General features: G+C 67.0%; 23 protein-coding genes and 1 tRNA gene. 12 read left to right on the top strand and 12 right to left on the bottom strand.

What is annotated here, in order from left to right; genetic code table 11:
* The first annotated feature begins 30 nt into the window (after window positions 1–30).
* From DWA33_RS09375 to DWA33_RS09345, 7 genes are all read left to right on the top strand, one after another.
* The gene (locus tag DWA33_RS09375) at window positions 31–498 is read left to right on the top strand and encodes an arsenate-mycothiol transferase ArsC (RefSeq protein WP_114357915.1); all 468 of its coding nucleotides are present in this window, start codon (window positions 31–33) and stop codon (window positions 496–498) included.
* A gap of 329 nt (window positions 499–827) precedes the next feature.
* Window positions 828–1,994: an AAA family ATPase gene (locus DWA33_RS09370; protein ID WP_114357816.1), complete on the top strand. Its 1,167-nt coding sequence runs from the start codon at window positions 828–830 to the stop codon at window positions 1,992–1,994.
* A 94-nt stretch (window positions 1,995–2,088) separates the two neighbouring features.
* On the top strand, window positions 2,089–2,712 hold the full coding sequence (locus DWA33_RS09365) for a Maf-like protein (protein WP_114357815.1): 624 nt from the start codon (window positions 2,089–2,091) through the stop codon (window positions 2,710–2,712).
* The gene (yacG, locus tag DWA33_RS09360; RefSeq protein WP_114357814.1) at window positions 2,702–2,884 is read left to right on the top strand and encodes a DNA gyrase inhibitor YacG; all 183 of its coding nucleotides are present in this window, start codon (window positions 2,702–2,704) and stop codon (window positions 2,882–2,884) included. Before DWA33_RS09365 ends, yacG begins: the two co-directional genes overlap by 11 nt.
* Before the next feature lie 133 nt (window positions 2,885–3,017).
* Window positions 3,018–3,093, top strand: a tRNA-Phe gene (locus DWA33_RS09355).
* Window positions 3,094–3,264: 171 nt separating this feature from the next.
* The gene (locus DWA33_RS09350) at window positions 3,265–4,752 is read left to right on the top strand and encodes a sensor histidine kinase (protein WP_114357813.1); all 1,488 of its coding nucleotides are present in this window, start codon (window positions 3,265–3,267) and stop codon (window positions 4,750–4,752) included.
* 387 nt (window positions 4,753–5,139) lie between these two features.
* On the top strand, window positions 5,140–5,529 hold the full coding sequence (locus tag DWA33_RS09345) for a response regulator (RefSeq protein ID WP_114357812.1): 390 nt from the start codon (window positions 5,140–5,142) through the stop codon (window positions 5,527–5,529).
* An 8-nt stretch (window positions 5,530–5,537) separates the two neighbouring features.
* Here the strand turns inward: DWA33_RS09345 and DWA33_RS25150 are convergent, their stop codons facing one another.
* Window positions 5,538–5,690, bottom strand: a complete 153-nt coding sequence (locus DWA33_RS25150; protein WP_167443164.1) for a hypothetical protein — start codon at window positions 5,688–5,690, stop codon at window positions 5,538–5,540.
* A gap of 115 nt (window positions 5,691–5,805) precedes the next feature.
* On the opposite strand from DWA33_RS25150, the gene DWA33_RS09340 reads away from it, so the two are divergent.
* Window positions 5,806–6,552 (top strand): HAD family hydrolase, encoded by a 747-nt coding sequence (locus tag DWA33_RS09340; protein ID WP_114357811.1) that lies wholly within the window; start codon window positions 5,806–5,808, stop codon window positions 6,550–6,552.
* Window positions 6,553–6,567: 15 nt separating this feature from the next.
* Here the strand turns inward: DWA33_RS09340 and DWA33_RS09335 are convergent, their stop codons facing one another.
* Window positions 6,568–6,993, bottom strand: a complete 426-nt coding sequence (locus DWA33_RS09335) for a PaaI family thioesterase (protein WP_114357810.1) — start codon at window positions 6,991–6,993, stop codon at window positions 6,568–6,570.
* Window positions 6,994–7,079: 86 nt separating this feature from the next.
* Here DWA33_RS09335 and DWA33_RS09330 point away from each other — a divergent pair, with 86 nt between their 5' ends.
* Both DWA33_RS09330 and DWA33_RS09325 read left to right on the top strand, forming a co-directional pair.
* The gene (locus tag DWA33_RS09330) at window positions 7,080–7,706 is read left to right on the top strand and encodes an NUDIX hydrolase (protein WP_114357809.1); all 627 of its coding nucleotides are present in this window, start codon (window positions 7,080–7,082) and stop codon (window positions 7,704–7,706) included.
* A gap of 120 nt (window positions 7,707–7,826) precedes the next feature.
* Window positions 7,827–9,038 (top strand): hypothetical protein, encoded by a 1,212-nt coding sequence (locus tag DWA33_RS09325; protein ID WP_114357808.1) that lies wholly within the window; start codon window positions 7,827–7,829, stop codon window positions 9,036–9,038.
* Between the two features lie 18 nt (window positions 9,039–9,056).
* Here DWA33_RS09325 and DWA33_RS09320 read toward each other — a convergent pair whose 3' ends face one another.
* Window positions 9,057–9,359, bottom strand: coding sequence for a hypothetical protein (locus DWA33_RS09320; protein WP_114357807.1), 303 nt, complete (start codon window positions 9,357–9,359; stop codon window positions 9,057–9,059).
* 246 nt (window positions 9,360–9,605) lie between these two features.
* On the opposite strand from DWA33_RS09320, the gene DWA33_RS09315 reads away from it, so the two are divergent.
* Window positions 9,606–10,100, top strand: a complete 495-nt coding sequence (locus DWA33_RS09315) for a hypothetical protein (RefSeq protein WP_114357806.1) — start codon at window positions 9,606–9,608, stop codon at window positions 10,098–10,100.
* Between the two features lie 152 nt (window positions 10,101–10,252).
* On the opposite strand, the gene DWA33_RS09310 is transcribed toward DWA33_RS09315, so the two are convergent.
* The 7 genes from DWA33_RS09310 to DWA33_RS09280 all read right to left on the bottom strand — a co-directional run bounded on the left by DWA33_RS09310 (window position 10,253) and on the right by DWA33_RS09280 (window position 16,550).
* On the bottom strand, window positions 10,253–11,077 hold the full coding sequence (locus DWA33_RS09310) for an aspartate dehydrogenase (RefSeq protein ID WP_114357805.1): 825 nt from the start codon (window positions 11,075–11,077) through the stop codon (window positions 10,253–10,255).
* Window positions 11,078–11,087: 10 nt separating this feature from the next.
* Window positions 11,088–11,837: a 2-amino-5-chloromuconate deaminase CnbZ gene (gene cnbZ, locus DWA33_RS09305; RefSeq protein ID WP_114357804.1), complete on the bottom strand. Its 750-nt coding sequence runs from the start codon at window positions 11,835–11,837 to the stop codon at window positions 11,088–11,090.
* 37 nt (window positions 11,838–11,874) lie between these two features.
* Window positions 11,875–12,606 carry an ABC transporter ATP-binding protein gene (locus DWA33_RS09300; RefSeq protein WP_114357803.1) on the bottom strand — a complete coding sequence of 244 codons (732 nt, stop codon included), beginning with the start codon at window positions 12,604–12,606 and terminating at the stop codon, window positions 11,875–11,877.
* On the bottom strand, window positions 12,599–13,348 hold the full coding sequence (locus DWA33_RS09295; protein WP_114357802.1) for an ABC transporter ATP-binding protein: 750 nt from the start codon (window positions 13,346–13,348) through the stop codon (window positions 12,599–12,601). Before DWA33_RS09295 ends, DWA33_RS09300 begins: the two co-directional genes overlap by 8 nt.
* Window positions 13,341–14,276, bottom strand: coding sequence for a branched-chain amino acid ABC transporter permease (locus DWA33_RS09290; RefSeq protein ID WP_114357801.1), 936 nt, complete (start codon window positions 14,274–14,276; stop codon window positions 13,341–13,343). The genes DWA33_RS09295 and DWA33_RS09290 overlap by 8 nt, the downstream gene beginning before the upstream one ends.
* On the bottom strand, window positions 14,273–15,139 hold the full coding sequence (locus DWA33_RS09285; RefSeq protein ID WP_114357800.1) for a branched-chain amino acid ABC transporter permease: 867 nt from the start codon (window positions 15,137–15,139) through the stop codon (window positions 14,273–14,275). Before DWA33_RS09285 ends, DWA33_RS09290 begins: the two co-directional genes overlap by 4 nt.
* Window positions 15,140–15,326: 187 nt before the next feature.
* Window positions 15,327–16,550, bottom strand: a complete 1,224-nt coding sequence (locus tag DWA33_RS09280; protein ID WP_114357799.1) for an amino acid ABC transporter substrate-binding protein — start codon at window positions 16,548–16,550, stop codon at window positions 15,327–15,329.
* A gap of 153 nt (window positions 16,551–16,703) precedes the next feature.
* On the opposite strand from DWA33_RS09280, the gene DWA33_RS09275 reads away from it, so the two are divergent.
* The gene (locus DWA33_RS09275) at window positions 16,704–17,606 is read left to right on the top strand and encodes a LysR family transcriptional regulator (RefSeq protein ID WP_114357914.1); all 903 of its coding nucleotides are present in this window, start codon (window positions 16,704–16,706) and stop codon (window positions 17,604–17,606) included.
* A gap of 28 nt (window positions 17,607–17,634) precedes the next feature.
* Here DWA33_RS09275 and DWA33_RS09270 read toward each other — a convergent pair whose 3' ends face one another.
* Window positions 17,635–18,849, bottom strand: coding sequence for an EAL domain-containing response regulator (locus DWA33_RS09270; protein WP_114357798.1), 1,215 nt, complete (start codon window positions 18,847–18,849; stop codon window positions 17,635–17,637).
* A 241-nt stretch (window positions 18,850–19,090) separates the two neighbouring features.
* On the bottom strand, window positions 19,091–20,098 hold the full coding sequence (locus tag DWA33_RS09265) for a Bug family tripartite tricarboxylate transporter substrate binding protein (protein WP_114357797.1): 1,008 nt from the start codon (window positions 20,096–20,098) through the stop codon (window positions 19,091–19,093).
* Between the last annotated feature and the right edge of the window lie 116 nt (window positions 20,099–20,214).

Genomic DNA, 20,214 nt, shown 5'->3' with positions numbered 1-20,214 from the left:
GCGTGGGCCGAGCGGCGGCGGACGATGGTGATGACGCCGCCGTCGCGGACCGGCCTGCCGCACGCGGTGCTGTTCGCCTGCGGCATGAACAGCGTGCGCTCGCCGATGGCGGAGGCGATGCTGCGCGGCATCGCGCCGCGCACGATGTATGTGCGCTCCGCCGGCGTGAAGACTCACGAACTCGATCCATTCACCGTGGCGGTGATGGCCGAGCGCGGCCTCGACATCTCCAAGCACAAGCCGACCACCTTCGAACAGCTCGACGATTACGAAGGCCTGAATTTCGACCTGATCGTCACGCTGTCGCCGGAAGCGCATCACAAGGCGTTGGAACTGACCCGCACCCACGCGATCGATGTCGAATACTGGCCGACCTACGACCCCACCGGGACCGAAGGCAACCGCGAGCAGAAACTCGCCGCCTACCGCGAAGTCGCCGACTCCCTGATGCAACGCATCTACAAACGCTTCGGCCGCCACAGCGGGGGGAACGAGTAGTTGTGAGCCGGTGATCTGTTCCGGTCAAACGTTCCTCGCCTTGCGCTGTTTCGCACTGAGCATGGATTAACCACGCCTTTTCACGTCTGTCATTCCGGGGCGCGCCGCCAGGCGCGAACCCGGAATCCCGAGCTTGTGGATCACGGCCTCCTGCACATCGAGCTTCCGGGTTCGCTCGCTGCGCGAGCGCCCCGGAAAGACGTTCCGCGGCGGAGGGGCGCAAGCATGCAAGGAGAAGATCGCCCATGTCGCAGGCCGCGGCTCCATGCTTTGGCCGCTCGCTCGGCATCTGCTATCCATCAAGCGTGAGTACACGTTCGGAAATCGCAATGATCACGCGACTTGCTGTTTCGGGCTACCGATCGCTGCGCGACGTGCGGCTGTCGCTCGGGCCGCTCAATGTCGTCACCGGGGCGAACGGAACCGGCAAGTCGAGCCTGTATCGCGCGTTGCGGCTGCTCGCCGAGATCGCGCAGGGGCGGGTCATTCAATCGCTGGCCGGCGAGGGTGGCTTGCCGTCGACGCTGTGGGCCGGGCCCGAGACGCTGTCGCGCACGATGAAGCGCGGCGTTCATCCGGTGCAGGGCACGACGCGCAGCAACCGCATCGCGCTCAAGCTCGGTTTCGCCGGTCCGGATTACGGCTACGCGATAGATCTCGGCCTGCCGCCGCCGCCGGATGGGCCGCGCGCGTCGAGGTTCACGCGTGATCCGGAGATCAAGGTCGAGAGCGTGTGGGCCGGCGAACTGCTCGGCCGCGCCAACGCGTTTGCCGAACGGCGCGGACCGTTCGTGCGGGTGCGCGATGACGGCGGCCAGTGGCGCGAGGTGTATCGGTCGCTGAGCCCCGCCGACAGCATAATGACCCACGGCGCGGATCCGCGCGAAGCGCTCGAACTGTTGCTGCTGCGCGACCGGATGCGGGACTGGCGGTTCTATGATCAGCTCCGCACCGATCGCGACGCCCCGGCGCGGCGGCCGCAGATCGGCACCCGCACGCCGGTGCTCGGTGGCGACGGTGCCGATCTGGCCGCGGCGATTCAGACCATTCTGGAGATCGGCGATCACGAGGCGCTCGCGGCCACCATCGACGATGCCTTTCCGCGCGCGCGCCTGGAGGTGTCCGAGGCCGACGGTTATTTTGAACTGGCGATGGAGCAGCACGGCCTGCTACGGCCGCTAAAAGCCGCAGAGTTGTCCGACGGCACGCTGCGCTATCTGCTGCTGGTCGCCGCGTTACTGTCGCCGCGGCCGCCTGAGCTGATGATCCTCAACGAGCCCGAATCCAGCCTGCACCCCGATCTGCTTGCGCCGCTTGCCCGGCTGATCGCAGCAGCCGCGACACGCTCGCAGATCGTCGTGGTGTCGCATGCCGACGGACTGGTATCTGCGCTGCGCCGCGAGGCCGACAGTCGCGAGATTGTCCTCGAGAAAGAGCTGAGCGAGACGCTGGTCCGCGACGGCGAGCGCCCGTCCTGGAACTGGCCGGCGCGTTGACTGTCCTGCTCTGTGCCCGGGCCTGTTGTCCCGGCACGCGCCTTCCGATAGGTTCCGCGCGCTCTCCCGCCACCCGCCCGAATCAAAGTTCCGCATGCTCGGCCGTCCCAAACTCGTTCTCGCCTCCGGCTCGCCGCGACGGCTCGCGCTGCTCAACCAGGCCGGGATCGAGCCTGACGCGCTGCGGCCGGCGGATGTCGACGAGACGCCGAAGCGCGGCGAGCTGCCGCGCGCCTGCGCCAACCGGCTGGCGCGCGCCAAGGCCGAGGCGGCGCTGCAATCGATCCAGCTCGACGACGACCTGCGCGGCTCGTATCTGCTCGCCGCCGACACCGTGGTGGCGGTCGGCCGCCGTATCCTGCCGAAGGCCGAGCTGATCGACGAAGCCTCGCAGTGCCTGCGGCTGCTGTCGGGCCGCAATCACCGCGTCTATACCGCCGTCTGCCTGGTCACGCCGAAGGAGGCGTTCCGCCAGCGCCTGGTCGAAACCCGGGTCCGGTTCAAGCGGCTGTCGGAGGAGGACATCTCCGGCTACGTCGGTTCCGGCGAATGGCGCGGCAAGGCCGGCGGCTACGCGGTGCAGGGCATCGCCGGCTCGTTCGTGGTCAAGCTGGTCGGCTCCTACACCAATGTGGTCGGGCTGCCGCTGTACGAGACGATTTCGCTGCTCGGCGGCGAGGGCTTCCCGATCCGCCATGGCTGGCTCAATGCCGGCTGATACGGCGCAGCCGAAGCGGAATGGCGCCAAACCCTGCCCGGTGTGCGGCAAGCCGGCGACCGCCGCATCGCACCCGTTCTGCAGCGAGCGCTGCCGCGACGTCGACCTCAATCGCTGGCTGTCCGGCGCCTATGCCATTCCCGGCCGGCCCGCCGACGACGAAGACGATTGAGCCGCGATTCCGGCCGGAGCCTGGGACGATCCGGTGAAATTTTCCCCGGCAAAACCCCGTCCCGACGGGTGGACAGCGCCGCCGTGTCTGACTATAACCCGGCGCTCCCCCGGCTTCGCGCCGGTCGGACGACGCCCAGGTAGCTCAGTTGGTAGAGCATGCGACTGAAAATCGCAGTGTCGGTGGTTCGATCCCGCCCCTGGGCACCATCTCTCCTGTAAGCCTCGACTCGCCCGCACAGACCTCCGCCGGTCCGTTTGCTTGCATTGGCCTTGCGCCGGATGATACCGCTGAGACGAGCGCGCGGAGCGTGAATTTATGTGGCTTCGCGCGGGTCGCTGTGTGCCGTCGGTGGACGGCGGTTCCGTTGTGCATCCTTGATGTCATCGAGCGAACGATCCGACAGCCGTGCAGCGCCGCTCCCCGTCGTGACCGCGGCGGTGCCGCGCCGTCAGTGGCTCCACGATCTGTTGAAGGCCGCCGGCCTGCGGTTCGACGATCCGGCGGAAGAGCGCCGCTTCGTCGACAGCTACGTCCGGTCCCAGATCGGCTGGACCCAGGCGGCGATGCTGCTCGGCGCGCTGACCTATGCGGGCTACACTTTCTGGGACTGGATGCTGTACCCGGAGGTCGTGCCGATCACGCTGGCGATCCGCGGCGGCACGGCGGTGTTGGTGCTGTTGCCGCTGACGCTGCTGCTCGGGGCGGTGCGGCGCTGGGCCGAGACCATCCTGCTGCTGTACTGCGTGATCCCGGGCTGCGTGCTGCCGTCGGTGTATCTGGTGCTGCCGTCCGGCTTCACCTACGCCTCCGCCGGGATGATCATCGTCATCCTGTTCGTCTCGACCATGCTGCCGCTGCGGATCGGCTCGCTGCTGGTGTTCTGCGTGACGACCTGGCTGGCCTTCGCCTTCGCGGAGCGGTTGGCGCCGGAAATGTCGCCCGGGCTCGGCTTCATCAATCACTTCCTGATCGGCAATTCCTATCTGCTGTCGCTGTACGCGATCGGCGCCCGCGAACATCGGGCGCGCCGGCAGTTCGCTACCACCGAGGCGCTGCAGCGCGAGACCGCGCGGTCGGAAGCATCGCTGCGTGAGCTCCGTGCCACCCAGGCGCATCTGGTGCAGGCCGAGAAGCTGGCGGCGCTGGGGCAACTCGTCGCCGGCATCGGCCACGAGGTCAGCACGCCGATCGGGCTGGCGCTGACGACCTCGACCGCGATGCAGGCCGATGTCCGTGGCCTCACCCGCGCCCTCGACGGCGGCGCGGTGCGGCGCTCCGATCTGACCCGCGGCATCGGCCGGCTCGACGAAGGACTGCAAATGACGCAGCAGAACCTGCTGCGCGCCTCCGAGATGATCCACGCCTTCAAGCAGGTCGCGGTCGATCAGGCCAACGAGCAGCGTGAGGGGTTCGAGCTGCGCGGCTGGCTGTCCGCCAGCTTCGACAAACTGAGGCCGCTGCTGTCGCGCCGCGGCCTCACGGTCGAGCTGAACGTGCCGGAAGGGATCACCTTGATCAGCCGCCCCGGCGCGCTCGGTCAGGTGCTCGGCATCCTCGCCTTCAACGCGGCGATCCACGCTTACCCGGGCGATGCCGAGGGCGTGCTGCACGTCGAGGCCGCGCGGATCGCGCCGGACCGGGTCCGGATCACGCTGGCCGACGACGGCGTCGGCATCCCGGCCGATCTCGCCGAACGGATCTTCGAGCCGTTCTTCACGACCAAACGCGACGGCGGCAGCATCGGCCTCGGTCTGCACATCGCCTTCAACCTCGTGGCCTCGACGCTCGGCGGCACGATCGAACTGATCGGCCGCGAGCGCGGCGCCGCGTTTCAGATTGATCTGCCGACCACGTCGCCCTCATGATGAGCCACTTCGCACGCACCGCATAGCAGGACTCGTTCCGAAAGACGGCGCGTGGCGACGAGTTGAAGCGCGCCGATGGATTGCGCGATGAGCGTGTACGGCCGGGATGCAGGACCTCAGGACGCGCTACAACGGCCCGCTCGTGGTTGCGCGCGACCTGATGGAGATCACGCTGCAATCAGCGCGTCTCAGTCGGCCGGCGGCGGGCGACAACGTCCGCCCTCAGCTCCGGAGTGGATGACGTTTCGCTCCGTGCAGACGGCTGCCTTCGCTCGTAGCGTTACCAGTTGCGCTGGTTTCGCGAACTGCAGCAATCTGACACCGTCACAGCCGATCCTTGTTCCGCGTCGCGGCGCTCACGGTCCTAACGCCAGCCGAGAGGTGGTGATGGAGGTGCTGGTCGTCGACGACGAGCCGGCGGTGCGCACGGTGCTGACCCTGGTGCTGGGCAAGGCCGGGCATCAGGTGACGGTATGCGACAGCGGGGCTGCGGCGCTCGATTGGCTGTCTCGCAGCGATCCGGCGCTGGCGCTGATCGATCTCAGCCTGCCCAAGGTTCAGGACATGAGCGTGCTGGCGGCGGTGCGGGCGGCGCGGCCGGCGCTGCCGATCATCGTGATCAGCGGCAGCCTGCCGGAATTCGATGCGACGATGCTGGAGCGCGAGGGCATGACGGTTCAGAACGGCGTGTATTGCCTGGCCAAGCCGTTCACCGCCAAACAATTGCAAACGCTGATGGAGGCCGCGCTGGCGCGGGGCGGCCCGGCTTCCGAATGAGCGGCTGTCTATTCCTGCACGACGTCGTCGCAGGCGGAGCAGCGAAACACGGTGCGTGCGGGATGCTGCGGCCGGCGCGGCAAGCGGCCGATCAGCTTCATTTCGCCGCCGCACTTCGAGCAGCGACGCTGGGCAGAATGGTCGTATTCGATCTCTGACATTGGGGTGCTTGATGATGATTGTAAAGTTTGCTTTACACCTTGCCCAAGTCATTGTCAGGCCCGTTTTGTGTTCATTTTTTGGACGCTGCGAACAGTCCGAGAGTGGATAGGTTTTATGATACCATCTGCGCTGATATTCGACGTCGACGGTACCCTGGCTGAAACCGAAGAGCTCCACCGTCAGGCCTTCAACGCCACCTTCGCGGCCGAGCAACTGCCGTGGCATTGGGACGAGCCGCTATATCGCAGGCTGCTCGACGTCACCGGCGGCAAGGAGCGGATCGCGCACTTTCTGAAGTCTGGTCCGGACGGCGCGGAGCGCGTGGCCGACCGGATACCCGACCTGCACCGGGCCAAGACCGACCGCTACACCGCGCTGGTCGCCGCCGGCACGGCGCTGCGCCCGGGCGTGGCGCGGCTGATCCGTGAGGCGAAAGCGGCGGGCGTGAAGCTCGGCATCGCCACCACCACCAGCCTGCCGAATGTCGAGGCGTTGCTGCAGTCTTCGCTTGGGCCGGACGCGATGGCGCTGTTCGATGCGGTCGGCGCCGGCGACGTGGTCCCCGCCAAGAAGCCTGCGCCCGACATCTACCTCTACGTGCTCGACGCGCTGAAGCTGCCGGCCGCCGCGTGCGTCGCGTTCGAGGATTCCACCAACGGCGTGCGCGCCGCGCGCGCCGCCGGGCTGCCCACCATCGTCACGCCGGGACTCTATACCGAGGGCGACGATTTCCCCGGTGCGCTGGCGGTGCTCAGCGATCTCGGCGAGCCGGACGCGCCGTATCGGCATCTTGCCGGCGCCGGCGCGGGCGATGCCCTGGTGACGCTGGCCGCGCTGGCGCGGTGGTGCCGCGCGGCCTGAGACGCGGAGCTGCCGTCAGCGTGGCCGCACGATCTTGAACACGCCGTGGGCGAGGATGATGCAGCGGCGGTCGACGCTGACTTCGGTCGAGGTGAAGATCAGGCTGCGCGTCGATCGCACCACCCGCGGCCGCGAGATCAGCACCTCGCCGATCTCGGCGGCGTCGACGAAATGCGTGTCCATCTGCACCGTGGCGAGATGCGGCGCGCCGGACTGATCGCGCGCCGCGATGCCTGAGGTGCGGTCCGCCAGCGTCATCATCAGCCCGCCCTGCACCATGCCGCGCTTGTTGCGGTGCTTGGCCGCGGTCGCGATCGCGTATTCGTGGGTGCCGTCGACGCAGCGGTGCCACAGCGGCCCGACCAGATCGATGAAGCCGTCGTCGTGGATCACGCTCCAGCCGTCGGCCTTCATGCTGCGGGCGGTGGTGGTCTCGGTCATCGATCGGCTCTCCGTCGCCGCATGGCCCATCTTTTTGCGGCGCGGCGACGGTTTCCTCGGTCAGGCGCGCAGTGTAGTCAAGACGGATGAGCCACGCGCACGACGCCGCCACCCGAGCCCTGATCGCCGCGCGCTGCGCGGATTTTCCGCGTCACGACCATGGGCTGACGCCGTCCGGATTGAAGCGCGCCGCGGTGGCGATCGCGGTGGTCGCGGCGGACGACGGCCGCGCCGCTTTCCTGCTGACACGGCGCTCGCCGCGGCTGCGCTCCCATGCCTATCAATGGGCGCTGCCCGGCGGCCGCTGCGACGACGGCGAGACCGCGCCCGAAACCGCGCTGCGGGAATTGCACGAGGAGCTCGGCCTCGCGCTGCGCGCCGGCGACGTGCTCGGTATCCTCGACGACTATCCGACCCGCTCCGGCTATCTGGTGACGCCGGTGGTGGCGTGGGCCGCCTCAGCGGGGCCGCTGGCGCCGAATCCGGACGAAGTCGCCTCGGTGCATCATGTCGGGCTCGGCGAGATTGCGCCGCCGGATGCGTTCGACTTCACCTCGATTCCGGAGAGCGACCGCCGCGTGGTTCGGTTCCGCTACGACGGCGACTTCATCCACGCTCCGACCGCGGCGCTGATCTATCAGTTTCGCGAAGTGCTGGCCGGCCGCGTCACCCGCGTCGCCGAGCTGGAGCAGCCGGTGTTCGCCTGGAAGTAAGCCGCGCGGCTTCTCGAAGAGGCCTCGTGCGAACAAATAATCGCCGGGTTCACAGCTTGTGCTGGCGCGGTGCAAACAATGGGGAAACGGTTCATTCACCCTATCGGGCGAGGATGCGGCATGGCTCATTCGATCATCCATCTCGCCCGGCTCGCGCCGGTCGCGCTGCTCGCTTTCGGATCCCACGCGCTCGCCCAGACCGCGGCGCCGCTGCCGTCGTCGGTGGCGAACGCGATGGCTCAGGCCGCCTCGCCGCAGGCGATCGCCGAATATCGCTACCGGCTGCAGCAGTATCAGGCCGCCCGCGCCGAATTCGAGCGCGACGCCGGCGCCTATTGGGACGCCATCGCCGAGCGGCGCCGCATCCGCAACGCCAAGCGCCGCACCGGCGAGCAGATCACGATGGACGACTACGTGCTGGTGCAGCCGCCAGTCTATACCGGACCGAAGCGGCCGATCGATCCGGAGCCGTCGACCGAACCGCCGCGCGAGCGCAAGTCGCTTCCCGTGGTCGCCGACTTCGTGCGCGCCGCCGCCCAGTACTATCAGTTCACGCCGCAGCGTCCGTCGAGCGAGGCCGAATTCAAGCGCGCCTACGCGCGTGCCGCGCGCGAGGCGGGGCTGACCCGCGATCAGGCGGTGCGGGTCTATGCGTTCGAGACCGGCGGTAACGGCGAGCACGACCTGCAGTCGGGGCTCAGCAAAACGCGGCCAGGTTCGCGCGCGATCTCGACCGCGATCGGCTACAATCAGCTGCTCACCACCAACACCTTGGTGTTGCTGGCCGAGCAGGGCAACCAGATCCTCAAATCGCTGAACGACAAGGCCGCGACGCTGTCGGGCCCGCGGCGTCATGCGCTCGACCGCAAGATCGCAGTGGTGAAGCGGATGGTGGCGTTCGCGCGCTCGATCCCGGGCACCTGGAGCGAGCACGAAAAGCTCGGCCGCACGCCGCAAGGCTGGGGCGTGCATGCGCTGGTGCTGGACGTCGACGTCGGTCCGCTGCTGCAGACGCACAAACTCTTGACCTCGGTGGTGTTCGCGCAGCGCAAGGGCTATCGCGAGCGGCTCACCGCCGCCGAACTGGAGATGATGAATCTCACCGGCGACAGCACCGGACTCGACATGGTGACGATGCCGCAGGCGATGCGCGAAGTGGTGCCGACCGCGAACTTTTTCCAGCGCTCCGGCTACGAGCGCAATCCGGTGGCGATCCGCCACAATACGGTGGCGAAGCTGCTCGCCGTCACCGATGCGCGGATGGACGCCAACAGCAACAATCCGGGCGCGCGCGAACTGTTCGCCGCGTTCGAGACCAGCGCGCAGCGCTGACGCGGTCGGCGTGCGGCGCTACTGATCGGCGCCGAACTTGAAGTGACCGTCGCCTTCGAGGAACGGGCCGGGACGCATGTAGAGTTGGCCGTTGGCCCCGAGGAAGAACAGCGTCTCGCGCGGCACTTTCTTGGCGCCCTTGAACAGCTCCTTGGCGTTGTTGGTCCCCATCCGGTACGTCATCGTCTTGCCGTCGCGGGTATAGCCGTAGCCGATGTCGGTCGACAGCATCCACGGCTCGCCGGTGTCGGCGCGGGCGGCCGCTGTCAGCGCCGCGAACGTCGCGGCCGTGATCAACAAAGTGAGTCGAGAAGCGAACATCGTGGGGTCTCCGACACGAGGCGCGACGGCCGTGAATCCCGGGATATTCATCGCCGTACCACACGACATGCCGACTTGAACAAATCACGAACGCTGTTCCTGCGTCAAGATTGCCTGATCCGGATGTCGGTGGCATGTCACCGCCGCGTCGAACGACTTTGTGATTTTATGCAAACTAGTGCGTCGCTATGGTCCGCTCGCGCCGAGTCGCCGGGCACGGCGCAACACCGCAGCGGGAGGACAGTGATGCACGGACGGGCGAGGCAGGGCCGCTGGATCGGCGCAGGGCTGATCGCCACAATGGCGCTTGCGGCCGCGGTGCCGGCTGCGGCCGACGAGTACCGGCTGAGCAACAACCGGCACATCGCATGCAGCCGCGGGCTGAGCCCCGGCAAGCTCGTCACCGCGACCTGCCGCTCCTATGCGTATCTGTTCAACGCCAAGACCTCCGAACACTATCGATGCGTCGTCAGCCTGGCGATGACGCGCGACAACAAGGAAGTGATCAACGTTCAGACCGACGGCGGCTGTTTCCGTCGCCCGCGGATCTTCGATGCCGACGGCGATTATCAGTTCGACGGCGCCGAGACCGAGCCGGCCAACACCAATGCGTTCTTCGGCGCCGGCGGCTACGTGGTGTGGGCCGCCGACACCAAGCAACGCAGGGTGCGCGGCTGCGTCACCATCGCGTCCGGCCTCGGCGACGACGTCTCCAAATGCGTCGAGATGACGTTCGACTAGGGCAATGCTGTCCTGATGGAGTCTGGGCGGGCGCTCCGGCGTTCACACCAGGCCCAATAATCGAGCACCAAATATGAATGCTGGCGGGGGAAAGGTGAGGCGGCTGATCGGGTAGAGCAGCCGTTCGATGGCCGGTTCACCCAGTTGCTTGCTCAGGTCCCAATTTGAAGTGGTGCTTCCATTTTGCGCAGCAATGCAATGGCCGATAGCGCGGTGATCATTCCAGTCTTTGGATTTTCCGAGGGCACGTTCTCGATGGTCATCGAGAAACGTGCCGAGTCAGCGTCTACTTCGATCCGGTGGGTATTGCGGGTGACGCTTGGATCGGCCCAGATTTCCACCATCGTGCGATCAGGACCGATCCCGGCCAGCGACAGCGCCACCGCGACGTTCAGGTTCGCCGGAAATCCTTTGCCGGCCTGACGGGCTGTGCCTTCGAACAGCTTCAGCGGCGCGTCGACCCGGTCGAGGTCGATGCCGTTGTCGATAACGAACGGCGCGCCGCGGAAGCCGTCGACCGGCTTGCGGGTGATCATGCGCACCGAGTGGATGGTACCGACCGCCGCAGCGGTGACGGCGTCGAGGCCGATCAGCGCGCCGGTCGGCACGATGATCTGGCCGCCATTGGCCTTGGCGATGTCGATCAGGTCCGGGTTGTCGAGCAGCGCGGCGGCGCTCATCACGATCGCGCTCTTGCCGCGGCTGACGAATGGCTCGACAATTTCACGTAGCAGCCGGCTCGGTGCGGCCTCGATCACCAGGTCGGCCTCCTCCCACAGCCGGTCGAGCGTCCGCACCCGCGGCAGCGTCTGCAGCGACTGCAGGAAACCGCGGTGTTTGGCCGGGTCGGCGGAGGCGACTGCCTCAAGCGCCATGCCGTCGACGCCGCCGCGGTCGAGTTCGCGCGCGATCGCCTTGCCGATCGCGCCGAGCCCGGCAATGGCGACACGCCGCCGCGGACGAGGCTGAGTGGTCACGCGGCTCTCCCTAAACCACCCGCTCGCGATGCACGCAGCGGCAGTCCATCTCGTAATCGAGGCCTTCGACCGGCGGGCGGTTGAAGTGCCAGGTCAGGCCGTGGCGGAACACGCCGCGCCTGCCGAGCTCGCTCTCCAGGAACGGGTGGATGTCGTGCACGGTGTAGAGCTGCGCGCCGGTGATGTCGGCCCAGGTGCCGCCGAACGCGCTCATCCGCCGCTCCATCTCGCCGAGCACGAACTGCGCCTTTTTCTGCAGGCCGGCCGCGCTGGTGTCGCCGAGCGCCACGGTGTGGTCGCGATAGTTGCCCTTGCCCTCGGGCGCCTCGCCGCTGCCGGCGATGACGAAGGACTTCGGCGCATTGTCGGCCGGCACCGTGTAGGAGAACGCGTAGAAGCTCGGCTCCGCCGGCGGATCGATCGCCGGGCACACGTTGCTGCGCGCGATCGGGTTGACGCGATCCTGCATGATTCCCCAGTCCATCAGCGTCTTGATGTAGATCTCGTTGAAAGCGACGAAGCCCTCTTCGGTGAACGGCGCGGGCGAGCGCAATTCGCAGGCGCCGAACGCGGTCAGCGGCCGGCCGGCCTCTTTCAGGATCTCGGCGATCTTCGCAAAGCCCTGCTTGAGCGGCACCGGATTGGCGAAGCGCACGCGCTCGATCGCGAAGCCCGGCAGCGCGGCGATGCCGCAGGAATACTGGAAAACGCCCGGCATGTAGCGATAGCCGCTGTTCGGGGCTTCGACGGTCTCGATCATGATTCCTCTTTCGATCAGGCAGTGAAACTTTGGATTGTCATTCCTGCAGCACGCCCAGATAGGCGTCGCGGACGATCGGATCGGCGAGCAGCTCCTCGCCGGAGCCCTCGCGGACGATGCGGCCCATATCCATCACGAAGGCACGGTCGCACAGATCGAGCGCGATGGTGACGTCCTGCTCGACCAGCAGGATCGAGGTGCCGTCCTTGTTGAGCGCGCGCAGCGCATCGACCAGCTGCTCGACCAAAAGCGGCGACAGGCCGAGCGAGAGTTCGTCGATCATCAGCAGCAGGGGCGCGCTCATCAGGCCGCGGCCGATCGCGCACATCTGCTGCTCGCCGCCGGACAGCGTCGCGGCCTGCTGATTGCGGCGCTCGCGCAACTTCGGGAACGTGGTGTAGACCTGATCGAGGTCGCGCCTGATCGCGGCGCGGCTCGCGCTGCGCAGATACGCGCCCATCAGCAAATTCTCTTCGACGCTCATCGCGCCGAACAGCCGCCTTCCTTCCGGCACGTGGACGATGCCGTGTGACAGGATCTCGGCGGCGCTGCGGCCGGCGAGGTCGTGGCCCTCGGAGCGATAAACGCCGCCGCGCACTGCGACGAGGCCGGACAGCGTCCGCATCAGCGTGGTCTTGCCGGCGCCGTTGGAGCCGATCAGCGCGGTGATCTCGCCGCGGCGCACCGCGAGGTCGACGCCCCACAGCACCTGGATCTCGCCGTAGCCGGCATCGAGTCCCCTGGCTTCGAGGATGAGGTTCTCAGCCATGGCGGGCCGCCCGTTGCGCGTATTGCTGGCCGAGATAAGCCTCGACCACGGCCGGATTGCTGATCACCTCGCGCGGCGGGCCGTCGGCGATCGGGTGGCCGTTGTGCAGCACGACGATGCGGGTGCAGACGTTCAGCACCACCTTCATCAGATGCTCGATCATCACGATGGTGATGCCGCCGGCCGCGAGCTGGTGGATCAGTTTAGTCGCGCGCTCGACCTCGGCGCTGTTGAGGCCGGCATTGACCTCGTCGAGGAACAGCAGCTTCGGCTCCATCGCCAGCGCCTTGGCGAGCTCGAGCCGCTTGCGCATCGCCAGCGTCAGCGTCGCGGCGGGCTGCTCGGCCTGCGCCTCGAGGCCGACGAAGGCGAGATGCTCGCGCGCGGCCTCGCGGGCCGATTTCAGGCTGGCGCCGGGCTGCGAGAACAGCGCCGCGGCGGCGACGTTGTCGAGCGCGGAGAACTCGGCGAACGGCTGCACGATCTGGAAGGTGCGCGACAGGCCGAGCCGGGCGGCCTGGTAGGTCTTGATCCGGGTGATGTCCTTGCCGTCGAACACGACGCTGCCGGTGTTGGCCGGGGTGACGCCGCAGATGGTGTTGACCAGCGTGGTTTTGCCGGCGCCGTTCGGCCCGATCAGGCCGAGCACTTCGCCGCGCGCGACCGACAAATTGACGTCGCGCAGCGCCTGCAGGCCGGAGAAGCGGCGCGACACGCCGGTGAGGCGGAGCAACTCAGACATGCTTGGCCCTCCGCCACAGACGATCGGCGCGCAGCGAGGTCAGGCCGTGCGGCAGGAACAGCAGCAGCAGCACGATCAGCACGCCGAGCACGCCGGTGTGGATGTGGGTGTAGTTGCGCCACACCAGTTCCTCGAGGCCGAGATACAGGAACGCGCCGCAGGCGACGCCGAGCGGCGAGCCGAGACCGCCCATCAGCGCCATCACGATCGGCTTCACCGAGTAGAGAATGTCAAACACGTCCGACGGGTCGATATAGTGCACCCAGGCGGCGTAGATGCCGCCGGCTACCGCGACGAAGCAGGCCGACAGGCCGAACGCGGCGGCCTTGGCGAGCGTGGTGTTGAGGCCGACCATGCTGGAGGCGGTCTCGTTCTGCCGGATGCAGTTGAGCGCAAAGCCGAGCTTGGAATTGGCGACCGCGATCACCATCAGGGCGGTCAGCAGCATCACGCCCCACATGGTGTAGAAGTAATAGGTCGCCTCCGCCATCACGCCGGCGCCGGAAGCGAGCGGGATGTTCAGCCCCATGCCGCCGCCGGTGAGGTCGGTGGCGTTGTTGACCAGTTCGCGCAGCACCTCGGCGAGCGACAGGCTGGCGATCGCGAAATAATGCCCGCGCAGCCGCAGCAGGATGGCGCCGAGCAGGCCGGCGGCGAGCAGCGCCAGCACGCCGGACACGATCAGCGCTAGGCTCATCGGCATGCCCTTGCCCATCAGCACGCCGGTGCAATAGGCCCCGAAGCCGAAGAACGCCGCGGTGGCGAACGACGGATAGCCGGCGAAGCCGCCGACGATGTTCCACGACAGCGCCATCACCGCATACATGCAGGCAATGGTGCCGAGCCGCAGCGCATAGGCGCCGCCGAACAGCGGCAGCGCCGCCACGCAGGCGATCAGGATCAGGAGGGCGACGTGGCTGCGGGTCATTCGAAGCCCTTTCGGCCGAGCAGGCCCTGCGGGCGCAGCACCAGGAAGATGATCAGCAGCAGGAACGACAGCGTGGTGGCGTGCGCCGGGCCCAAATAGGTGGCGCCGACGCTCTCGACCAGCGCCAGCAGCAGCCCGCCCGCCAGCGCGCCCGAGACGCTGCCGAGGCCGCCGAGCACGCAGACCACGAAGGCCTTGCCGAGGAAGGTGGACGAGGTCAGCGGCGAGATCGGGAAGATCAGCGCCATCAGCACGCCGGCGCAGCCGGCCAGCGCGGCGCCGAGCCCGAACGCGACCGCGTAGATCGACGGCACGTGCACGCCCATCAGCACCGCAGCATCACGATCGAGCCGCACCGCCACGATGGCGCGGCCGACCTTGGAGCGGCGCAGCAGCAGATAGAGCAGGCCAGTGAGCGCCAGCGCGGTCGCTGTGGCGATCAGGCGGTCCACCGGAACCACCACGCCGCCGAACGCCAGCGAGCCGAGCGGCGGGCTCAGGATCAGCTTGCGATAGTCGGCGGTGAAGAAATAGATCATCGCGTTGTTCAGGATCAGGTCGAGCCCGAAGGTCAGCGTCAGGGTCACCAGCACCGGCGCGGTAATCACCCGGTTGAGGATCAGCCGCTGGATGACGTAGCCGAACGCGAAGAACAGCGGCGCCGCGATGAAGATCGCGTACCACGGCGACAGATGCAGCGACTGGTACAGCATGAACGCCAGATAGCCGCCGAGCACGATGAACGAGCCGTGGATCAGGTTGATGACGTTGAGCACGCCCCACACCAGCGAAAATCCGATCGCGATGCAGGCATACAGGCTGCCCAGCACCAGCGCGTTGATCAGGATCTGGAGGGCTTGCATGAGCGCGATTTCACTTGGGTAAGAGACGACGAACGTCGAGGCGCAGCTTCAGCTTGTCGAACGAAGCTTTTGCCCCGTCATTGCGAGCGTAGCGAAGCAATCCAGGGGGCCCATGCGTGGCATGGATTGCTTCGTCGCTGCGCTCCTCGCAATGACGGGGAGAGGCCGTGAGCGGACCCAGCGACGCCTACTCGACGCCGATCTTGAGGTCGCCCTGCTTGATCGCCTGCGGGAACAGCACCACCGGCTTGCCGCCCTGGATCTGGAAGACCGGCGGATCGAGCGAGTTGATCTGGCCGTTGGCGCCGAACTTCACCGGGCCGAAGAAGGTGACGACGTCCAGTTTGGCGAGTTCGTCGCGGACCTTGTCACGGTCGGTCGAGCCGGCCTTCTCGATGGCGATCTGGAACAGCGCGCCGCACAGCGCCGCCGAGGCGTGCGCGTAGTCCGGCTCGCTGTTGTACTTCTCCTTGAACAGCTTCACGAAGTTCGCGGTCGATCCGAAAATGTCCTTGCCGTCGTATTGCGAGGCCGGGTGCCACCAGGCGGCGGACGAGACGTTCTCGGCGCCCTTGCCGAGCGCGTCGATGAACTCCTGATAGGCCGGGCCGGCGATCATCGACACCACCGGCGCCTTGATCTGCTGGTCGGCCATCTGCTTGCGCACCAAGAGCAGGTCGTTGGTGTAGCCGGTGACGAAGATCCACTGCGGCGCCAGCGCCTTGATCGACGACAGCGTCGCCGAATGGTCGAGCGTGCCGATCGCGTATTTCTCGAAATACGCCACTTCGAAGCCGGCGGCCTTGGCGGACTTCTCCATCTCCTGCGCGATAGCCAGCGGGAACAAATCGTTGCGGGCGAGGATCGCGATCTTCTTCACCTCCGGCACCTTGGCCTTGATCATCTCGGTCAGCGGCGTCGTCAGCGTGTCGTTCGGCGTGAAGGTGCCGAACAGATACTTGTAGCCCTGGTCGTAGACCTGGACCGACGACGCGGTCGCCGCCAGGGTCGGCACCTTGTACTTCTCGGAGACGGTGGAGGCTGCCTTGGCGGCGCCGGAGCCGAACGGTCCGAACAGGAAGTTGACGTTGTTCTGCGTGATCAGCTGCTCGCTCGCCTGCACGGCGCGCGGCGTGTTCGACTGATAGTCGGTGTAGACGATCTCGACTTTATACTTCTTGCCGCCGACCGAGATGCCGCCGGCCTTGTTGGCCTGTTCGGCCCACAGATTGTAGCCCTGCTGCTGCTTGATGGCTTCCGGCGCCAGCGGTCCGGTGATCGGCAGCGGCGCGCCGATCTTGATGACGTCGTCCGCCGAGGCGGGGCTGGCTTGTCCGGCGTATCCGAGCGCGAGCGCACCGAGCGGGACGCAGAGGAGGCGAACGCAGCGAGCAATCCACGAGTGGTGCATGTTGTTGTTTCTCCTTGGCGGCTTCGTTGGGACGATCCTGCCAAACGATGAATTCGAATAAAAGCATTGAAATTCGAGGTGTCGGATCGAATAATTCGAACGATGGACGGCCGCTGCCGCGGTTCTGGGCAGTGTCCGCCGGAGGACCTGCCGATGATCGAATCCGCCGCGATCCGCTATTTCCGCGAGGTGACAGAAGCCGGCTCGATCAAGCAGGCCGCCGCGGCGCTGCGGATCGCGCCGAGCGCAATCAGCCGTCAGGTCCAGGCGATCGAAGAGGAACTGTCGGTCAAGCTGTTCGACCGCGGTGCCCGCGGCATGGTGCTCACCGATGCCGGGCGGCTGCTGTATCGCTATGCAGTCGACAACCGCAGCCAGCTCGACGGCATCCGCGCCAAGGTGCAGGAATTCGAGACCATGCGCCGCGGCCAGATCAAGTTCGCGACCGTGGAGGGCATGCTCTCGAACTTCCTGTCGAATTTTCTGATCGGGCTGTCGCGCGACTACCCGGGGATCTCGGTGTCGACAACTGTGATGGGGTCGCGTGCGGTCGCCGAGATGGTGGGCCGCAACGAGGTCGATCTCGGCTTGGTATTCGGCCGGGCGCCGCGTCGTGACCTGATCGAGCTGGCACGGATGCGGCAGTCGCTGTGCCTGATCGTGTCGCCGCGCCATCCGCTGGCAGACCGACGCAGCTGCGCCGTCAAGGAACTCGCCGGCCTTCGGACGGTGATGCCCGATCCGTCGTTCGGCATCCGGCAGGAGATCGACCGCGCCTGCGCCAACGCCAAGGTGAGGCTCGAGATCTGCAGCGAGACGAATTCGCTGGCGTTCGCGCAGATGATGGCCTCGCGCACCGATCTGGCGACGTTCCTGCCGCGCGACACTGCGATGCCGGCTATCGAGGCGGGTCGGCTGGTCGCAGTGCCGCTGCGGGACAAACGGCTGGAAGCGACCCAGGTGACGCTGGTGCGGCTCGCGTCTCGCAACATGTCGCCGTCATGCCGAATGGTCGCCGACCTGCTCGTCGCGCGGATGAAGGCACGGATGGACTGAAGATCCGGTGAGCTCTGGGGCTCATAAATCAATCATGCATCGCCACCGGCCTTGCATGCGCCGCGCGGGCGAATTTCTTCAGGCCCATCGGCTTGCCGAACAGATAGCCCTGCACCCGGTCGAAGCCGAGTTCGTGCGCGGTCTGGAAATCGGCGCGGGTCTCGACGCCCGTCGCGGTGCAGCGCGCGCCGTAGTCGCCGGCGAGTTCGACGATCCGCTTGCACACCGTGCGTTTGAGGCGGTCGTCGGCACAGCCGGTGACGAACGAGCGGTCGACCTTGAGCTCGACGAACGGAAACGTATCGAGATGCATCAGCGCCGGCCAGTCGGCCCCGACCTTATCGATCGCGATCGCGACGTTGCGCAGCCGCAGCCGGCGACCGATCTCGGTGATGTCGGCGAGGTGATCGACGATGTCGGCGGCGTCGACTTCGACGATCAGGCCGCCGAACGCCGGATGCTGCGGAATCCAACCGGCGAGGTCGTCGAGTGCGTTGTCGTTGCCGACGAAGCTCACCGGCAGGTTGATCGACAGATCGACCGGACCCTGATGGTCGAGCAGATAGTGCCAGTCGGAAATCGCGCGCTTCACCACGAATTCAGACAGCGCGCGGAAATGCGGGTCGTTGCCGTCGGGCAGGAACGCCGAGGGTGACACCACGCCCCAGTTCGGATGCCGCATCCGCAGTAGCGCCTCGGCGCCCTGCGGCGTCAGCGAATGCGCGTCGACGCAGCGCTGGTACCACAGCTCCAGCCAGCCCGCCTTCAGCGCCTCGGCGACGTCGATCTCCGGCTCCGGCGCCGGCTCCTGCGGCAGCAGCGGCGCCAGACTGGCGCCGAGGCTGCGCGTGCTGAACGGCGTCGCCAGCACCGGCAGCATCTGCAATCCGCGGGCGGCGCCGTGCTGCCGGATCGCATCCGACATGATGGATTCGCGCGGCGCGATCGTCAGAACCCTGCCGGTGAAGCCGGCTGCCACCAGCACGTCGACGATCGCCTCGGCCTCGACGCCGTCGATGGTCGAGCCGATCACCAGAACATCCGGCTGATGCTCCGCAAGCCGTGCCGGCAGTTCGGTCGCGCCGCCGCATTCGGCGGTGATGAAGCGGAATTCCTCGAGCGCGTCGGCCAGGAAAGCCCGCAGATGCGGCTTGCGATCGACGATGCACGCGCGCGGCGCCACCTTGCGGCGGCCGAAACCGCCTGCAGGTGCGCACGCTTCCGCTTTCGTCGTTGCTCTCATTGTCCATCCCCCCGGAAATAAGCGCCAAACTTTAGGGGTTGGAGAGAGTTCAAAATGTGGAATTAAACCGAAACCCACACTAAGTCCCGGGTAGGGTTAAACCGATGCCTCTGATTCAAATACGATCTTTTCAAACCCGCATGATCTGATGGGTTTAGGTGCCACGCAGCCGTCACGGCCCGAATTGGCGTGGTGACCTTTCGATGATCAATCCTGCACACCTCGACGCGGATCGGTACGACTAAAGCGGAGAGATGCCCGCGGTCTTCGCCACTTTTTCCCACTTGCCGATCTCGGCCAGGACATGGCGCTGCATGTCGTCGGGCGAACCGCCGCCGGGCTCGGCGCCGATCTCGCGGAGCTTCGCCATTCCGGCATCGCTGCCGAGGGAGGCGGCGACCGTGGTGTTCAGGCTGGTGATGATCTCCGGCGGCGTGGCGCGCGGCGCGCCGATCGTGAACCACGAGGCGGTATCGTAGCCCGGCAGGCCGGATTCGGCGATGGTCGGCAGATGCCGCATCGAAGCCCAGCGCTGCGCCGTCGTCACCGCCAGCGCGCGGATCGCGCCCTGCTCGATATGCGGCTTCGAGGACGGCAGATTGTCGATGGTGAGATGCACCCGTCCCTCGGCGAGATCGTGCAGCATCGGCGCCGATCCCTTGAACGGCAGCGGCGTGATTTCGATTCCGGTCATGGTCCTGAACAGCTCGGTCGACAGATGGCCGGTCGAGCCGAGCGCCGAGACGCCGTACACCAGTTCGCGCGGGCGCCGCCGCGCGTAGTCGATCAGCTCGGCGACGCTGGTCACCGGCAGCGTCTTGGTTACCGACAGCAAATTGGGCACGCGGGCGATCACGATCACCGGCGCGAGATCGGCGACAGGATCGTAGCCCATGCTGCGGTAGACGAGGCGGTTGGTGGCGTGGATGCCGGGCGTGCCGACGATGAAGGTGTAGCCGTCCGGTGCCGCGCGGGCGACGAAGGACGCGGCGATGTTGCCGCTCGCGCCGCCCTTGTTGACGATCACGAACTGCTGTCCGTAGTGCTTGGTCAGGTCGTCGGCGATCAGACGCGCCAGCATGTCTGTGGTACCGCCGGCCGCGAACGGCACCACCAGCGTCACCGGCCGGTTCGGCCAATCAGCCGCCCGGGCGCCGCGCGCCAGCAGCGGCAGCGCGGCGGCCGCCGCGGCTCCGCGCAACAGACTACGCCGCGTGATGCGCCATCGCGAATGGACGAACTCGGTCATCGTTGCTCATCGAACGTCATCCGGCGCTGCCGGGCAGCGCAGCCGGTCTGGACGAGCGGCCAGCATGATCCTATGCGCGCGATTCGGCGAGGACCAGCATCGGCGTCGCGCACAGT

Source organism: Rhodopseudomonas pentothenatexigens (genome assembly GCF_900218015.1).
In the GTDB taxonomy this organism is placed as follows: domain Bacteria; phylum Pseudomonadota; class Alphaproteobacteria; order Rhizobiales; family Xanthobacteraceae; genus Rhodopseudomonas; species Rhodopseudomonas pentothenatexigens.
This window is presented reverse-complemented; position numbering and strand designations above follow the sequence as displayed.

Excerpts from the sequence above, each read along its gene's own strand:
- DWA33_RS09375 (WP_114357915.1), top strand. The coding sequence starts at position 31 with ATGACGCCGCCGTCGCGGACCGGCCTGCCGCACGCGGTGCTGTTCGCC.
- DWA33_RS09370 (WP_114357816.1), top strand. The coding sequence starts at position 828 with ATGATCACGCGACTTGCTGTTTCGGGCTACCGATCGCTGCGCGACGTG.
- DWA33_RS09365 (WP_114357815.1), top strand. The coding sequence starts at position 2,089 with ATGCTCGGCCGTCCCAAACTCGTTCTCGCCTCCGGCTCGCCGCGACGG.
- yacG (WP_114357814.1), top strand. The coding sequence starts at position 2,702 with ATGCCGGCTGATACGGCGCAGCCGAAGCGGAATGGCGCCAAACCCTGC.
- DWA33_RS09350 (WP_114357813.1), top strand. The coding sequence starts at position 3,265 with ATGTCATCGAGCGAACGATCCGACAGCCGTGCAGCGCCGCTCCCCGTC.
- DWA33_RS09345 (WP_114357812.1), top strand. The coding sequence starts at position 5,140 with ATGGAGGTGCTGGTCGTCGACGACGAGCCGGCGGTGCGCACGGTGCTG.
- DWA33_RS25150 (WP_167443164.1), bottom strand. The coding sequence starts at position 5,690 with ATGTCAGAGATCGAATACGACCATTCTGCCCAGCGTCGCTGCTCGAAG.
- DWA33_RS09340 (WP_114357811.1), top strand. The coding sequence starts at position 5,806 with ATGATACCATCTGCGCTGATATTCGACGTCGACGGTACCCTGGCTGAA.
- DWA33_RS09335 (WP_114357810.1), bottom strand. The coding sequence starts at position 6,993 with ATGACCGAGACCACCACCGCCCGCAGCATGAAGGCCGACGGCTGGAGC.
- DWA33_RS09330 (WP_114357809.1), top strand. The coding sequence starts at position 7,080 with ATGAGCCACGCGCACGACGCCGCCACCCGAGCCCTGATCGCCGCGCGC.
- DWA33_RS09325 (WP_114357808.1), top strand. The coding sequence starts at position 7,827 with ATGGCTCATTCGATCATCCATCTCGCCCGGCTCGCGCCGGTCGCGCTG.
- DWA33_RS09320 (WP_114357807.1), bottom strand. The coding sequence starts at position 9,359 with ATGTTCGCTTCTCGACTCACTTTGTTGATCACGGCCGCGACGTTCGCG.
- DWA33_RS09315 (WP_114357806.1), top strand. The coding sequence starts at position 9,606 with ATGCACGGACGGGCGAGGCAGGGCCGCTGGATCGGCGCAGGGCTGATC.
- cnbZ (WP_114357804.1), bottom strand. The coding sequence starts at position 11,837 with ATGATCGAGACCGTCGAAGCCCCGAACAGCGGCTATCGCTACATGCCG.
- DWA33_RS09300 (WP_114357803.1), bottom strand. The coding sequence starts at position 12,606 with ATGGCTGAGAACCTCATCCTCGAAGCCAGGGGACTCGATGCCGGCTAC.
- DWA33_RS09295 (WP_114357802.1), bottom strand. The coding sequence starts at position 13,348 with ATGTCTGAGTTGCTCCGCCTCACCGGCGTGTCGCGCCGCTTCTCCGGC.
- DWA33_RS09290 (WP_114357801.1), bottom strand. The coding sequence starts at position 14,276 with ATGACCCGCAGCCACGTCGCCCTCCTGATCCTGATCGCCTGCGTGGCG.
- DWA33_RS09285 (WP_114357800.1), bottom strand. The coding sequence starts at position 15,139 with ATGCAAGCCCTCCAGATCCTGATCAACGCGCTGGTGCTGGGCAGCCTG.
- DWA33_RS09280 (WP_114357799.1), bottom strand. The coding sequence starts at position 16,550 with ATGCACCACTCGTGGATTGCTCGCTGCGTTCGCCTCCTCTGCGTCCCG.
- DWA33_RS09275 (WP_114357914.1), top strand. The coding sequence starts at position 16,704 with ATGATCGAATCCGCCGCGATCCGCTATTTCCGCGAGGTGACAGAAGCC.
- DWA33_RS09270 (WP_114357798.1), bottom strand. The coding sequence starts at position 18,849 with ATGAGAGCAACGACGAAAGCGGAAGCGTGCGCACCTGCAGGCGGTTTC.
- DWA33_RS09265 (WP_114357797.1), bottom strand. The coding sequence starts at position 20,098 with ATGACCGAGTTCGTCCATTCGCGATGGCGCATCACGCGGCGTAGTCTG.